15 protein-coding genes are annotated in these 14,511 nt (G+C 63.4%); 7 read left to right on the top strand and 8 right to left on the bottom strand.

The genetic code is table 11. From position 1 onward, the window contains the following. The first annotated feature begins 26 nt into the window (after positions 1 to 26). Positions 27 to 1,106 carry a glutamine-hydrolyzing carbamoyl-phosphate synthase small subunit gene (carA, locus tag BSG09_RS14010; RefSeq protein WP_092934166.1) on the top strand — a complete coding sequence of 360 codons (1,080 nt, stop codon included), beginning with the start codon at positions 27 to 29 and terminating at the stop codon, positions 1,104 to 1,106. A gap of 183 nt (positions 1,107 to 1,289) precedes the next feature. Here carA and BSG09_RS14005 read toward each other — a convergent pair whose 3' ends face one another. From BSG09_RS14005 to BSG09_RS13995, 3 genes are all read right to left on the bottom strand, one after another. Continuing rightward, the gene (locus tag BSG09_RS14005; protein WP_092934164.1) at positions 1,290 to 2,060 is read right to left on the bottom strand and encodes an SIMPL domain-containing protein; all 771 of its coding nucleotides are present in this window, start codon (positions 2,058 to 2,060) and stop codon (positions 1,290 to 1,292) included. A 205-nt stretch (positions 2,061 to 2,265) separates the two neighbouring features. Beyond that, positions 2,266 to 3,213: a glycosyltransferase family 2 protein gene (locus tag BSG09_RS14000; protein WP_092934162.1), complete on the bottom strand. Its 948-nt coding sequence runs from the start codon at positions 3,211 to 3,213 to the stop codon at positions 2,266 to 2,268. 49 nt (positions 3,214 to 3,262) lie between these two features. Beyond that, entirely contained in the window at positions 3,263 to 3,970 is a 708-nt protein-coding gene (locus BSG09_RS13995) for a class I SAM-dependent methyltransferase (protein ID WP_092934160.1), read from the bottom strand. Positions 3,971 to 4,180: 210 nt separating this feature from the next. Between BSG09_RS13995 and BSG09_RS13990 the strand changes: the two genes are divergently transcribed. From BSG09_RS13990 to BSG09_RS13980, 3 genes are all read left to right on the top strand, one after another. Then, entirely contained in the window at positions 4,181 to 4,462 is a 282-nt protein-coding gene (locus BSG09_RS13990) for a helix-turn-helix domain-containing protein (RefSeq protein WP_092934158.1), read from the top strand. A gap of 178 nt (positions 4,463 to 4,640) precedes the next feature. Further along, the gene (locus BSG09_RS13985) at positions 4,641 to 5,462 is read left to right on the top strand and encodes an MBL fold metallo-hydrolase (RefSeq protein WP_092934156.1); all 822 of its coding nucleotides are present in this window, start codon (positions 4,641 to 4,643) and stop codon (positions 5,460 to 5,462) included. A gap of 29 nt (positions 5,463 to 5,491) precedes the next feature. Further along, complete coding sequence (locus tag BSG09_RS13980; RefSeq protein ID WP_092934154.1) at positions 5,492 to 6,211, top strand: YkgJ family cysteine cluster protein; 720 nt, start codon at positions 5,492 to 5,494, stop codon at positions 6,209 to 6,211. A 208-nt stretch (positions 6,212 to 6,419) separates the two neighbouring features. On the opposite strand, the gene BSG09_RS13975 is transcribed toward BSG09_RS13980, so the two are convergent. Both BSG09_RS13975 and BSG09_RS13970 read right to left on the bottom strand, forming a co-directional pair. Further along, positions 6,420 to 6,830, bottom strand: a complete 411-nt coding sequence (locus BSG09_RS13975) for a TRAM domain-containing protein (protein ID WP_008009056.1) — start codon at positions 6,828 to 6,830, stop codon at positions 6,420 to 6,422. A 113-nt stretch (positions 6,831 to 6,943) separates the two neighbouring features. Further along, positions 6,944 to 8,671 (bottom strand): radical SAM protein, encoded by a 1,728-nt coding sequence (locus tag BSG09_RS13970; RefSeq protein WP_092934152.1) that lies wholly within the window; start codon positions 8,669 to 8,671, stop codon positions 6,944 to 6,946. Positions 8,672 to 8,782: 111 nt separating this feature from the next. Here BSG09_RS13970 and BSG09_RS20860 point away from each other — a divergent pair, with 111 nt between their 5' ends. Continuing rightward, positions 8,783 to 8,941, top strand: a complete 159-nt coding sequence (locus BSG09_RS20860) for a DUF7559 family protein (RefSeq protein ID WP_175542208.1) — start codon at positions 8,783 to 8,785, stop codon at positions 8,939 to 8,941. A 165-nt stretch (positions 8,942 to 9,106) separates the two neighbouring features. Next, positions 9,107 to 9,580 (top strand): Hsp20/alpha crystallin family protein, encoded by a 474-nt coding sequence (locus tag BSG09_RS13965; protein WP_092934150.1) that lies wholly within the window; start codon positions 9,107 to 9,109, stop codon positions 9,578 to 9,580. Between the two features lie 31 nt (positions 9,581 to 9,611). Here BSG09_RS13965 and BSG09_RS13960 read toward each other — a convergent pair whose 3' ends face one another. Further along, the gene (locus tag BSG09_RS13960; RefSeq protein ID WP_092934147.1) at positions 9,612 to 10,808 is read right to left on the bottom strand and encodes an NAD(P)/FAD-dependent oxidoreductase; all 1,197 of its coding nucleotides are present in this window, start codon (positions 10,806 to 10,808) and stop codon (positions 9,612 to 9,614) included. A gap of 544 nt (positions 10,809 to 11,352) precedes the next feature. Continuing rightward, positions 11,353 to 11,643 carry a DUF7521 family protein gene (locus BSG09_RS13955; protein ID WP_092934145.1) on the bottom strand — a complete coding sequence of 97 codons (291 nt, stop codon included), beginning with the start codon at positions 11,641 to 11,643 and terminating at the stop codon, positions 11,353 to 11,355. Positions 11,644 to 11,792: 149 nt separating this feature from the next. Here BSG09_RS13955 and BSG09_RS13950 point away from each other — a divergent pair, with 149 nt between their 5' ends. Next, on the top strand, positions 11,793 to 12,032 hold the full coding sequence (locus tag BSG09_RS13950; protein WP_092934143.1) for a CDGSH iron-sulfur domain-containing protein: 240 nt from the start codon (positions 11,793 to 11,795) through the stop codon (positions 12,030 to 12,032). Positions 12,033 to 12,062: 30 nt separating this feature from the next. On the opposite strand, the gene BSG09_RS13945 is transcribed toward BSG09_RS13950, so the two are convergent. Continuing rightward, positions 12,063 to 14,510 carry a heavy metal translocating P-type ATPase gene (locus tag BSG09_RS13945; protein WP_092934141.1) on the bottom strand — a complete coding sequence of 816 codons (2,448 nt, stop codon included), beginning with the start codon at positions 14,508 to 14,510 and terminating at the stop codon, positions 12,063 to 12,065. Between the last annotated feature and the right edge of the window lies 1 nt (position 14,511).

Genomic DNA, 14,511 nt, shown 5'->3' with positions numbered 1-14,511 from the left:
AGCATCCATCCGATACGTAGATCGTAATGACGGAAGCCTACGTCGCACTGGAAGGCGGCCACGTACTCGAGGGACGTGGTCGTGCGTCAGGTACGGCCCGCGGTGAACTCGTTTTCACAACAGCATATACAGGCTACGAGGAGAGTCTGACCGACCCCTCCTACGAGGAGCAGGTCCTGACCTTCTCGTACCCGTTGATCGGCAACTACGGCGTCCGAGAGGAGCGGTTCGAGTCCGACCGCGTCCACCCACGTGCGGTGCTCGCGAAGGAACTCACTGAGGATGTCGCCGAGTGGCTCGAAAGCGAAGGTGTCCCGGCAGTCGACCACCTCGATACGCGTGATGTGGTCACTGACATCCGCGACGGCGGCGCGATGAAATGCGGTATCGCCGTCGGCGAGGACGTCACCGAGGAAGACGCACTGGCCGAACTCGAACAGTGCAAGGCCATGAGCGACCACACCGACATCGGCACACAGGTCAGCGTCGACGAGCCCGTCGTCCACGGCGAAGACAACGACGGCGAGACCGTCGCGCTTATCGACTGTGGCGCGAAAGGCTCGATCATCGACTCGCTGCTCGAGCGTGACGCGACCGTCCACGTGTTCCCCTACAACGCGACCGTCGACGACGTCGCGGCCGTCGAGCCGGACGTCCTTTTCATCTCGAACGGCCCCGGCGACCCGGTCAACTTCGAGCAAGCCATCACGCTCGTCGAGGAGTTCGTCGAGGACACGCCCGTCGCCGGCATCTGTCTCGGCCAGCAGATCGTCGCCGAATCCCTCGGCGGCTCGACCGAGAAGATGGACTTCGGCCACCGCGGCGTCAACCAGCCCGTGCTCGATCTCGAGTCCGGGCAGGTCGTCATGACCACCCAGAACCACGGCTACACGGTCGCCGAACCGGGTGACCATCTCGAGGTCACCCAGATCAACGTCAACGACGATACGCCCGAGGGAATCGACGGCGTCGAGTACGACGTGATCACCCGCCAGTACCACCCCGAAGCGAACCCCGGTCCCGAAGACACCCTCGACTTCTTCGACGACGTGCTCGCCATGGCTTCCGGGCGAGCTGACTCGCGAGCGGTTCCAGCCGACGACTAACGACGACTGCTGACTGAGCGTTTCGTCTTTCGTGCGTCACCCACGCAGTGACACCTGTTTCTTGGAGACTACTCGGAGTGTCCGACAGCAGAAAACGAAGGTGATGGCTGCTTTCGGGCGGTGATCTGATCACTCGTCGACTATACTGTCCCGATCGCGGTCAGCCACCCTCACAGTCGCCGTTTACGCTGTAAACGCGTACGTGATCGTCACGCTGGCACTCACGCGAACCGGCTCCGTCCCGATTTCCGTCTGCGGTGCCCCACCGCTTGCCGCGTCAGCGCTCGTCATGGCTTCGGCTTCGAGATGGACCGGGTGAACCCGTACGTCACCGGTCGAAACGGCCGTCGTCCCCTCGAGTTCGACGCCACGGTTGTCCGCGATGTGGGATGCCTCCTCGTCGGCGTTTGCCAGTGCATCGTCGATCGCGTCGTTTCGCAGTTCGGATCGCGTCTCCTCACGGAGCGTAAAGCGAACGTGACCCACGTCGTCCGCACCGGCTTCGGTCACTGCATCGATAATCTCGCCGACGCGGTCGACGTCGGTGACCGTCACCTCGAAGGAGTGTACCCCCTCGTAGCCGGTTGCAGTTCGACCATGTGCTTCATGAACCCGATATCGTCCATCCTCGATGTTCTCTTCGGGAATCCCGAGGTCGTCGAACGTCGTCCGCAACTCGTCAGCGCCGGTCGAGAGTTCCTCGGTGACGGCGGCTGCGCTTTCGCCGGACGCCTCCACACCGACGTCGATGACTGCCTGATCCGGCTCAGTTTCGACTTCGCCGCTGGCGCTGACAGTGATCTCACCGTCTTGTGCCGTCATGTCCGATTCCGCTCCGGGGTCGGCCTCGGAACCGGGTTCGGGATTCTCACTGCTGAGCGGACTACCCAGACAGCCCGCCGCCGCTGCTGTGAGTCCGATGCTCGAGGCCGCCAGAAACTGTCGTCGATCCATACCTCATCGACGGTCGGGGATGGGGATAAAAGTACCTTAGACTGAAATGTTCATTTGACGTATCCCAACAGGCGAAGACATTCTGGAAAGCTGACCAGTATGATCAGTAGCGTGAGTGACGCGAATGACCCACCAGATCGCCCGCGCGATCGTCGATGTCGCCGAACGAACTGACGTGCTCGAGTGTCGCTTTTGAGACCGGCAGTTAGCGCCAGTCGTAGACCTGCACTGCGCGATCGTGTCGCTGTGAGAGCCCGTTGGGGTTACGGCGAGGCGAGCGATCATTGTACCGAGCACGAACGCCATCCCACAGGCCGCGTGTGACGTTCCTGACGACATCGGTTCCATCAGAGAGCCAGCCCGTCGGTGTCGCCTCGCCGGCCGCCAGCCGGCAGACGCCGGCAGCCCCCTCTCGCAGCGCACTGCCGGCAGTCCGTGCGAGAACGTTCGGCCGCAGCCCGTAGTTTTTCGCCAGCCGGTACGACAGCGATCGATAGGCCGCCCCCCAGTCAGGATCGGTGCGGCCACCGTCAGAACGAAGTTCCGACGAAGCTTCCTGCGAGTCGATCACCGCGTCGCAATCGGTTCTGACCTCACAGCGAGCAGCCATCGCCGCGTTCCACGACACCTCGAAGTCGAGGCTCGCGATCCGATGTGCACAGTCGCGCTCACCCGCCTCTGTGAGATACTCGTCGAAGCCATCCAGCGCATCGAGGACGGAGCGATCGAATGCAGCGTTGTCCCCGTGGAAATGGGTTACAGTCCGGCCAGCGACGGCGTCGGACGACTGACCGGCGTGAAGGGGATGACCGGTCACAGGACCGGTGACGACATCGGTCCCATCAGTCATTGACTCGTCGATGGCTGAATACCAGCTATGGTCGATCGCGTACTCGCCGTCGAGGAAGGCGACGACCTCGCCCGTCGCGAGCTCGAGGCCGGCGTTGCGGGAGACGTTCGGATTGCGCTCTGAGATTTCGACGAGCACGTCGATGTCGTCGCGGTCGCGGACGACGCCAGTCGTGCCGTCCGAGGAGGGGCCGTTGACGACGATGCACTCGGTTTCGCTCGGCGTTCGCTTGGCGAGTGCATCGAGACACGACACTAATCGCTCTCGGTCGTTGAGCGTCGAGACGACCACCGAGAGCTCCATACCTTCCTATAGGAGACCCTCGTAGTAAATAGGTTGGATTTCGATCGGATCAGCGAACACGTGCGTTCCAGTACGAGACCGATGCGACGTGGTCGGTGGTCGGCAACTCACTGATCGCCTTGTCCAGCGTCCGAAGCGGTGACGCGAGGGAGTTGGGGATCGATCGATAGAGCCCGTAGGGAAGGAGGAAATCGTCCTCAACGTCGACGAGCGTCAGGTCCGTCTTCGCGAGGAGGACCGCGATTTCGCTTTTCGAATAGAGACGCGATCCCATCGGCAGCGCCCAGTTGTAGATGCTGCGAGCCGAAAAGCGGTTGAACGTATCGAAGACGATCTGATCACGGGAAACGCGGCGCATCTCCTCTAAGAACGCCTCCGGATCGTCCGCAAGGTGGAAAAACCGCATCGCGATGACGGTATCGAAGTGATCGTCCGGAAACGGCAATCGGCCCGCATCGCCCCGGAGAAACTCGAGCGTGCCTGCGAGTTCGGTGTTCTGTGCTTTTCGTCGTCCCTGCTGTAGCATCGCTGCCGAGATGTCCAGTCCCACGACATCGGCTCCCTGATGAGCGAGCATGACCGTAAACCGCCCGGTACCACAGGCGATTTCGAGGACCTTCTGATCCTCGACTGGCATGATGGCCTCGAGAACGGCTTCTTTCTCCCGACGGTCGATCAGCTGTCCGCCCCGGGAGAAGCGCTTGTCGTCGTATTCCTCGGCGACGTCGTCGGCCTGGTACCACTCCTGTCCTTTCACACTGGGCGAATCTACTGTCGTGCTGGGATAAAACGATACTGGAGTCCAGCCGACGAACCCGGCTCTGTACTGCTATCTTGCGTGACCATCGTTGCCGAAAGCCGAACTATATGCCTGTGTTAATACCTTATTTATATCCCTTATACAAACTTCAGTATCCGTATCCACATATAGGGAAGCTTTACCACCGACGACAGCGCTGGCTCGAGTATGAGCATGAGTACAGCCGAAGACCGTGCCACTGCTGCCGAGGAACTCCTCTCGGAGGAGGAATACCGTGACCGACTCCGTGACCTGCCACCGAGTGCGAAGCTCGTCGCGAAAGTGTTAGAGACCGACTCGCCGCTCTCGCAGGGCCAACTCGCCGAGGAATCGCTGCTGCCCGATCGCACCGTTCGCTACGCGCTCAACCGACTCGAGGACGTCGGCCTCATCGGCTCGCGGTACAGTTTCCGCGATGCACGCAAGCAGGTTTACTACCTCAACCACTGAGACGGGCTGCTGTCACGAGTTACCGGTGGGGTCCCAAGGCAGTCACAGTCCCACCGGCATTGGCTGACAGGAGTCCGTCTGATCGGCTCGCACACACATTCGACGAGCACGGACGGTCCTGTGTCAGAGAGCACCCGGCGTCGATAGATCCTTTTTGACCCGCTCACACTGTCGAGATATGCACGTCACGCGGTGTCCGATCCCGGTCGCGACGCGTGCACCGGGTGGAGAGACCAACGCCTACCTCGTCAGCGCGAGCGAGACACGACGCGACGAGGCTGGCCGCGAGCCCGCGATACTCGTTGATCCTGCGGCGAAAACCGACGCGCTCGACCGACTGCTCGAGGCACACACCGTCGACCACATCCTCGTTACGCACACCCACCCCGACCACGTCGGCGGCGTCGAGCCATACGCGGCCGCAACTGACGCGACGGTGTGGGCTCGCGACGGTCGCACCGATCGGTTTCGGGACGCGACTGATCGGGAGCCCGACTGCACGTTCACACCCGACACGACGATCCCGCTGGGCGACGAGCGCGTCCGGGTTCTGGACGCGCCAGGGCATGCCCCCGACCACGTCGCGCTCGAGGCCGGTCGCGGCGGCCCGATCTGCTGTGGCGACTGCGCCATCCGCGAGGGCAGCGTCGTCGTCGGCACGCCAGAGGGAGATATGCGCGCGTACATGACGACGCTGCGTCGACTCCGGGCGATCGACCCACCGACGTTGTATCCCGGTCACGGCCCCGCAATCGAGGCCCCTCGTACGACCCTCGAGCGTCTGCTTTCCCACCGGGCCGAGCGCGAGCAGCGAGTGCAGGAGGCAGCCGCGACTGGTGCCGATACGATCGCGGAAATAATCGAGACGGCATACGACAAAAACCTCGCGGGCGTGCGCGACCTCGCGCGGGCGACTGTCGCCGCCCACCTCGAGAAACTCGCCGTCGAAGGACACGTTACGTGGGACGGCCGGCCGGTATCGCCGTTCGCGGACGACTGACTTTTCTCCATCGACACCGACCATCAGGTGTGCAATCGCTCGAGGATGAACTCGACACCGCTCGCCAGCTCGCCGTTGCCGATCTCGCCGACGCGATCGAGTCGATCGGCTTCGAGTGTACCCGCTGTGGGGCCTGCTGTACGGCTGACGGTGAAGACGATCACACCGCGACGGTGTTTCCAGACGAGGTACGCGATCTCCAGCAGACGACCACGACCGACGACGAACGCGACTGGCGCGACATCGCCCGCCCGATGCCCTACGGACTTGCCGAATCCGAGAACGGCGACCTCGAGGGCGAGACCTTCGAGTGGGCGCTCCAGACCGACGGCTGTGGCGACTGCGTCTTCTACGAGGAAGACGAGGCGGGACATGGTGCCTGCATCGCTCACGACGACCGCCCACTCATCTGCCAGACGTATCCGTTTAGTGTTGCGCTCGCAGGCACCAGCCAGCCGATGGGTGAAGCTGTCGAGAGCGTTGCGCTGGAAGCGCAACGGGAAGCCGGCGAAGCCGGCGACGAAGAAGGCATCGTCCGTGCCCACGAGTGTGAGGGCCTTGGCCGCGACATCTCCCGCGACGACGCCGAGGAGCTGGCTCGAGCGCTGAAAGAACGCGCGGTCCGGGAACTCGAGGAAGCAATCGCCGTCCGAGATCGCTACCGGCCCGCCGATCCCGGTCCCGGGGAGGTCGTCGTCCACGACTCTGAAGGGGCGAAACGGATGGATGGAACGCCGCTCGAGGACTGAGACGAATCCGTATCGCCGCGACTCGGGTAGCGAAACGAGAACCGACAGTACCGAACGGCAGGAAACGCTTCTGTGGGGCGCACTTCGCGCGCCGTTTCACCGAGCGCTCGCTCCGCTCGCGCTCGGTCTTTTTGATCGAGATGTTTTGACGGGGATTGCGGCTGGCGTCTTCGACGCCGGCCGATGTCCCCGTCGAAAAAGGTCGTTATTAGAACGTCTCTTCGATGATCTCGCCGACAGCGAAGTTCGATTTGACTTCGGTGACTTCGATCTTGACGCGTTCGCCGACGTCAGCACCGGGTACGATGATAACGTAGCCGCGTTCGACGCGGGCGATCCCGTCGCCCTGTTTGCCGATGTCTTCGATCTCGACGTAGCGCGTTTCGCCGACGTCGACCGGCGGCTGGGGCTCCGATGGTGCACTTTTGGGTGTCGTAGTCGTCGTCCCTTCGTCGCCGCTCGTTTCGTCTTCGCGCGAGATAAGCGCGACACGATAGACCTCGCCGGGGTCGATGTCGCCGGTCTCGACTTCCTGCCGCGGTACCTCGATGACGTAGCGATCCTCCTCCTCCGATACGTCCGTACTGAACAGACACAACAATTTTTCAGAGATCTCCACAGGTAGACCCTCTATTTCACCTCTGATTCCCATCCATAATAGAACTACCGACACAGAACTGCCAATTGACGGAAAAAGCGTCCGTTCATGGGGCGAATCAGACGCGATTGCGGTCAGTTCACACGCTCGAGCGGCCGGGTTGTAACGAACTGGGAGAGATCGACCGTCGTGTCGAGCCCGGCGTCGGCGACCGACTCGTAGGGGCGATCAACGACGATATCACCGGCGGTACTGGAGCCGATACCGGGGATGGCGGTGAGTTCGTCCATCGACGCCGCGTTGAGATCGAGCGGATAGGGGACGGCCGTCACCGAGCGGTAGCCGTGATCGACGACCGCGACGTCGATCGTCTGGCCGAGCGCGCGCTCTCCTGGTATGCCGACGAGCAACGGATAGGTACCGAGCTGGCGGCCGAAGGTCGTTCCGTCCTGATGATACTCGAGATGAACGTCCGGCAGGACAGTGCCGGGGGGAGCGACCCGCTCGAGCATCGGGTTGTCGATCTCCTCGCGAACCTGCTTCTTGTAGCGTTTGAATAGCTTCTTGTGTTCGTTGGCGATCTCGGCTCCGGTATCGGACATGTCGGTGCCGTCGAAGGCCATCACCTGCCGGATGTTGATCCGCCGGAGCATGTAACCCTCGTCGTAGACCCGCCGAAGGAATGCCATGTTGCGCTCGTAGGTCTCCTCACGTTCTCCCTTGAGGCCGTGCAAGAGGTTGATTCCGGGCAGCAGTTTGGGGAGTCGCCGTGGCGCGTCGTCGCCGAACGTCGGCGCGTCATCGGGGTCTTCGCCCGGTCGCCAGCCGCCCTCCTCGTTGACGATCCGCACCGCTTCAAAACACTCTTCGGCGGAAACGTTCAGGTTGTTCTCCTCCTGGACGACCGGATCGGCCGACTCGAGGCCGAACGCGGCCGTGTCGCCGGGCGTGTTGTGCTCGGCGATAATCCGGATCCCCTCGCGGCTCTGTTCGGGCCACTCGACGATCGTGATGGGGTTCATATTGTCCAGATGCAGCGTCTCGAGGTCGGGGGCGACCTCGCGGATACCGCTGTAGAGCTGGCGCAAGGCGTCGGGGTTGGGCGCTTCGCCGTCGCCGCCGTAGGCGAGGATGTCGGCCTGGCGGCCGATCCGGAAGTGTTTCACGCCGTGATCGGAGAGCGCGTCGACCTCGCCGACGACGGTCGGTGGCGGCCGAAACGAGGGATTGCCATAGAGTGGTTCCGTACAGAACGAACACCGGTAGGCACAGCCACGGGAGGTCTCGAGTTCGGCGATGAGGTGATCGGGATGATTCGGGTGTTGGTCGACGACGAACGCACCCTCCCGGGCCCACCGCGATACCTCGTCGACATCGCGCATGCGGTTGTTGAATCCCTCGAGGCCGTTTTCGACGAGGTCGAAGACGGCAGCCTCGACGTCACCTTTGGCGACGAAATCGAAGTCTAAGTCCTGCCGTTCGGTCTCGGTCGCGCCGGCGTTTTCGTCGCCGACGCCGAACTTGACGGGGCCACCCATCAGGCTCGTGCCGCTTGCGGTCCAGGCGAGCTTGCGAACCTCGTCGGGTTCGGCCGGCGTGCCGCCGACGTACTTTCCGGGGACGGTCATACCCCCCAGATAGATCATGAGATCGGCCTCGTCGACATCCCGCCAGCGGTCGGGATCGTCGCGAAGCCCGTCGATCGTATGGTACGTGATCTGCTCGCGGGGAACCCCCGCGTCGACGAGCGCCCCGGCCGTATACCGGGGATACGTCGAGATGTACGGCGGCACCCCGAAGTGAGCGGGCTCGTCGACGTAGCCGTCGACGATTGTCACCGACAGCGTCTCGGGGTCAGTCATGACTCCCGGTAGCGCCTCGAGTGGTAAAACGGTGACTACACGCGCGAGCGAACCCATCGCCAGTTTTCCGCCACCCCGGTGTTGATAGGCGTCGTAGCGTTAGGCACTGCTATGCCAGCGACAGAAGAGTTCGTCTGTACCAACGAGGATTGTTTTCTCGATCTGTTCGAGAATCATTACACCTACGACGTGCCCGACGACGTCGAGCTCTCGGAGCTTTCGTGTCCGGTCTGTGGCGGCACTGACTGCCTCGAGCGGGTCGAACTGTAAGTGAACTATCCACATGTCAGACGTTTCTTTTGTACGGAACAAAAGGGATATCTACGGGGCGATCATAACCGTTCACACGGTCATGTCTGCCATGTACTGTCAGGCCCTTCTCTCGGTCTCCGTAACCGCCGCCCACGCCGCACGCACCGTCCGAGGTGACGCCCTGTGAGGTTCAACGATCTCGGAAAGTCGCTCGGCAACGCCCTCTACCGTCAGGTCGGCCGTGCGAGCGGTCGCGTACAGAACCACCGATCGCTTCCTGTCGATATTCTCGAGAACGACACCGCCTATCGCGTCGTCTTCGATGCGCCTGGTGCCGAATCGGACGACGTACAGGTCCGCTATCTCGATGGCACCGTCAGGATCCAGATCGACCGGTTCCGGCAGTTTCACGAGGGTTACGAGATGCAGTTTCCCGGGCGGGGGATGTCGCTATCCGGTGACGCCGAGTTACCGGCCGACGCGGTCGTCGATCCGGATGCCGGGACGGCGCGCCTCTCCGAAACCGGGACACTGAGCGTCGAAATCCCGAAGGCGTCTGCGATCGGGGACACGACCGAAACGGAGGCAGGACTCGACACATCCGACGACGCCGACCCGGATTCGAACGCGGAGCCGGTCGCCGTCGACAACGAGTGAGACTGGCTGTGCGAGCAGCGTGTGAACAGTTTCAGTTGTTACGATAGCGCTGCTTGAGCGACATCCCATCGACGATGTCGAACGACTCGTCGCCGTCGAACCGCGTCGGGTCGAAAGCGTCGATCCCCGAGCGACCACAGATTTCTGCCGCAAGCCGCTGTCCGATCGCCGGCGCACGCATGAAGCCGTGCCCCTGGAAACCGGTCGCGACATACAGCCCATCACGGACCGCGCCGACGAGCGGATCTCGATCCGGTGTCGCCGTACAGAGGCCAGCCCACGCCCGCTCGAGGCCGCCGTCCGCGAGACCCGGAACCCGGTGGGCAACTCGATCACGGATGTCGGCAGTGAACGTCGAATCAGCGTCGCGGTCGTAGCTGTCAGGGTCCGCCTCGCGATTCTCAGTGCCGTCGCCCACGAGGACGCCGTTCGCGTGGGGTCGCAGATAGAAGCCGCCCGTCGCGTCGTAACACATCGGTTCCGTGAGATCGCCGGCAGCGATCAGCGCCTGCACGCGATAGGGTTTGACGGCAAGGGAGATGCCCGCATCCGCGAGCAGCGCCTTCGTGCGTGCACCTGCTGTAACGACCACTGCGTCGACGTCGTGGGCTGTCCCATCCGGACGGATGACGCGCGCTGGGTCGGTTCGAACGTCGACCGGCGTGTCGGTCTCGAGGGTCGCCCCGGCACCGGTAGCCGCAGCCGCGAGACAGGCGGTGTACGCGGCCGGATCGGCATACCCTGCCGCGCCGGCGATGCCGGCGACTGCAACGTCGTCCGTCCGCAGAGCCGGGAACCGGTCGGCGAGTGCGTTGCCGTCCATCTCGAGAGCGACGACACCGTTGTCCTGCATCCGCTGTATCTGATCGCGAATCGCGTCGGCCCGGCCGGTGTCGCCCTCGCGGGCGAGCCAGACGTACGGACATTCAATGAACGGGAAGGTATCGTCGCCTGCGAGTGTGCGAAAGCGCTCGATCGCCTCGCCAGCGAGTTCGGCGTCGAGCCCATCCGCGAAGGCATCGTAGCAGATCCCTGCGGCCCGGCCGGTCGCACCGCTTGCGACGCTGCCGCGGTCGTAGAGCGTTACGTCAGCACCCTCACGTGCGAGATCGTAGGCCGTCGTCGCACCGATGGCACCCGCGCCGACGATCGCGACCTCGAGACCGGCACCCTGGTCCGTGAACGCGTCAGCACCGACGGCCAGTTCCGGGTCGTCGGCGTCGTTCATGGCCGATCACTCGTCGAGAGGAGTCGATACAGACAACTCGAAACACGTCTCCACGTCGGTCTTACGTAGACGGGATCGCCGCTCATACCCATCACTCGTGATGCTGTCTACTTACGTCTGGGTGGTTACGGCAGGTTCGCGACCAGCTGGGCCGCCCCGGATGCTGCTCGTTCGTCGACGATCATCTCGGGAAGTCTGTCGGAAAGAAGGGGGTACGACGGCAGGGCGGAGCGCCATGGTTCATACGGTTTCCTGTTGTTGGGTACCGGGAGGACCCCAAGACGGTCGCGGTCCCACCGACACTGACAGCAGACCGTGTCAATGCTCGCTAGTCCCAACTGAACCGAGTCACACCGATCGCACAGCAGTCGTGCAAGCAGGTGTGCAGTGACGTTCAGTAGTTACTAGATTTCCCTGCCGCGTGCCGACGTATTGCCCGATCACGCATACGAGTGATCCCAAAACAGTTTGGGTTCGTATACTGCCGGACACCAGTCCGTGAGTGATTGATCGTATCTCGCGTTCGATCGACGTCCGATAGACGTCAGGTGACGTACAGCGAATGCGCGATCACGAGAAAGCCAGCCAGAACTAGCAGGCTCTCGAAAAGGATGCCTGTCATTAACGGAACAGTGAGCAACTCATAGAGCATGCCGGCGAGCACCAGCCCGAGCGTCACGAGTCCGAACCCAAGTGTGAGATAGCCAAGGGCTGGCTGCCGGGTTCGCCGATAGGCCTTGTACGCAAACGACGTGATAACGCCGCCGACGATGAGGACGAGCGTTTTGACGACCGCGAGTGCGACCGCCGTCGGCATTGCCGCAGGAGACGACATAGCTGTGCGTACCCCGATATTCGAGAGCCATACCAAGAACCTTGCCGTTCCCGGAACCCGTGCAGTATGACAGCAACGGGCGTAGTCGTCCGTTCGACGACCCCCGATGCGAGCGAAAGGTTTTGTCGCCGGCGATCCGAGACGAAGTCATGTCACGACTTGTCGAACTCGAGGCGACGGGGCCACGAAAACTCGAGCCGTCCGATATCGACGACGAAAACGGTGATATCGCGGTCTGTCAGTGCGGCCTGTCGGGGTCGTTTCCCTTCTGTGACGGCAGTCATCGACGGACACGCGACGAGGACGCGGAGACGACCTACGTCTACGAAAACGGCGAGCGCCGGGAACTCGAGCGGGTCGTCACAACTGACGAGGATACAGTGGAGTAACCGGCAGCCGAACCGAGTCGGCTCACGTGGCTACATCGACCGCGAGGAGTTGAGGACGACCAGCGCGCTACTGGCAGCCATCGCGACGGCGGCGAACAATGGGTTCAACAGGCCGAGCACCGCCAGCGGGATCGCGACCGCGTTGTAGGCAAAGGCCCAGCCGAGGTTCTGCCGGATTCGCCGATGGGTGCTCGTCGCGATATCGAACGTCTCGGAGACGGCACCGAGGTCGTCGCCGACGATCACCGCGTCGGCTGCGTCAGTCGCGAGTTTTGTCCCACTGCCCATCGCGATTCCGACGTCCGCAGTTGCCAACGCGGGCGCGTCGTTGCTCCCGTCGCCGACCATCGCGACCGTCCCTCGACTCCGCAACCGGTCGACGGTCTCGGCTTTTGCCTCCGGCGGAACACCGGCAAAGACCTCGTCGACACCCTCGAGCGCGCGGAACCGATCGGCCGCCGCGCCCTCGTCGCCAGTCAGAACGACGACGTCGCGGCCCGACGAGAGGGTCTCGAGCGCGTCATCGAGTTCGTCACGCGGTGAGTCACCGACGACGATCACGCCGTGAGCCTGCCCGTCCCAGCCGACGACGACCGGTACATCACCCGCGTCACGGGTTTCGGTGATTCGAGACGCGAGCGCCTCGGGAACGGCGAGCCCGTGCTCGCGGAGGAAGTCGGGGTGGCCGACGACGACGCGGTCGCCGTCGACGCAGCCGCTGACACCGCGGTCGGCCCGCTCGAACTCGTCGACGGCGGTCGTTGCGTCCTCGGTCGCAGACTCGGATGCTGCGTCCGCGATGGCGGCTGCGATCGGATGCTCGGAGAGTGCCTCGACGGTGCCAGCCCGCCGGAGCAGTTCGTCGGCATCGACGTCATCGACGGCGTGTACGTCTTCGACGGTCATCGTCCCAGTCGTGAGCGTCCCCGTCTTGTCGAGGACGACGACATCGACGTCTCTGGCGTCCTCGAAGATCGTCTCCGCGGCGACGACGATCCCCCGCTCGGCGGCGGACTGAATCCCCGCGGCGATCGCAAGCGGCGTCGCGAGCCCAAGCGCACACGGACAGGAGACGATCACGACTGTCAGCCCGATCAACAGCGCCCGCGAGACGCTCGAGCCGGTCGCGAGCAAGACGGCGGTTGTCCCGACCGCGAGGATGACGACAAGCGGGACGAACACCGTCGCGAGCTTGTCGGCGAGTCGCTGGACGCCTGGACGGGCGCTCTGGATCGACCAGAGCAGCGAAACGAGCCGGTCGAGCGTGCTTTCGGCCTCGTCGCCGACGGTGACAACGAGCGGGGCGTCGGTAACGACGGTGCCACCCCGAACCGGATCACCCAGCGTCTTGCCGACGGGCAGCGATTCACCGGTGACGAGCGACTCGTCGACGGCAGCCGAGCCTTCAGCGACGTTGCCGTCGAGCGGGATCCGCTCGCCGGGACGGACGAGCAGGCGATCGCCGGGATCGACGTCCTCGAGGGGGACCGTCTCGCCGCTCTCACGGCGGGCCTCGTCGACCTGCTGTTCGGTCAGTTCAGAGAGGAGGCCGGTCGCACGGCGTTTGACCGCCTGCTCGTAGTGGGTGCCCGCGGTGACGACGATAATGATCGCAACGGTCACGTCGAAGTAGACGTGGGTCCGCCCTAGCAGAGTCGCGATCGCGCTGTAGCTATACGACCCGAGTGCGGCGAGCGCAACGAGCAGGTCCATGTTCGGTCGACCCGCCCGGAGGCTGACGTACGCCCCGCGGAGGGTCGGATAGCCGGTATAAAAGAGAACGAACGAGGTAAACACCCAGATGTTCGCCGTCAGAAACATGCCGTCATAGCCGCCGAAGTCGGCGATCGGCTCGAAACCGAAGTAAGTCGGGTACAGAAACAGGATGTACCACGTCATGACCATCATGCCGAAAAAGGCCCCGAACAGGAGCGCACCGAGCCGATCATCGGCGTCTTCATCGTCGGCACTCGAGCGGTCTGACGCAGTATAGCCGTAGCCGGAAACGATGTCAGGAAGCTCGTCAGCCGCGAGTTCGTCGGGATCGTAGACGATTCGGATCGTGTCCGTCGCGTAACTGGCCGTTACGCCACGGACGCCCGCTTCGCGTTCGGCGGTCGTCTCGAGGAACGCTTCACACGTCGAACAGTGCATCCCATCGACCGCGAGGAAGGCGTCCTCACCCTCGAGCTCATCGAGGTCGGGACCGTCGTCGTCCAGTCGTGACTGTAGCTCCGCCTCGTCGGGGCCGTCGGTTCGCTCGAGCGTCCGAGCGACCTCGAGACAGCCCTGACAACAAAACGAGCCGTCGACGTCGGGCTCGGTGATCGGAGTCGGCGGAGTCGGCAGCTCACAGAGGTCGCAGGTATCGGTGTCGGCCTCGGGCTCGGCCGGTGACCCGTTGCCGGTTGGGTTCGCAGTTCCTGCATTGGCTGCCGCCGCGGGCGACTGCGCGGACTGCTGTGGATTCTCACCCATC

The organism is Natrinema hispanicum (assembly GCF_900111485.1).
In the GTDB taxonomy this organism is placed as follows: domain Archaea; phylum Halobacteriota; class Halobacteria; order Halobacteriales; family Natrialbaceae; genus Natrinema; species Natrinema hispanicum_A.
This window is presented reverse-complemented; position numbering and strand designations above follow the sequence as displayed.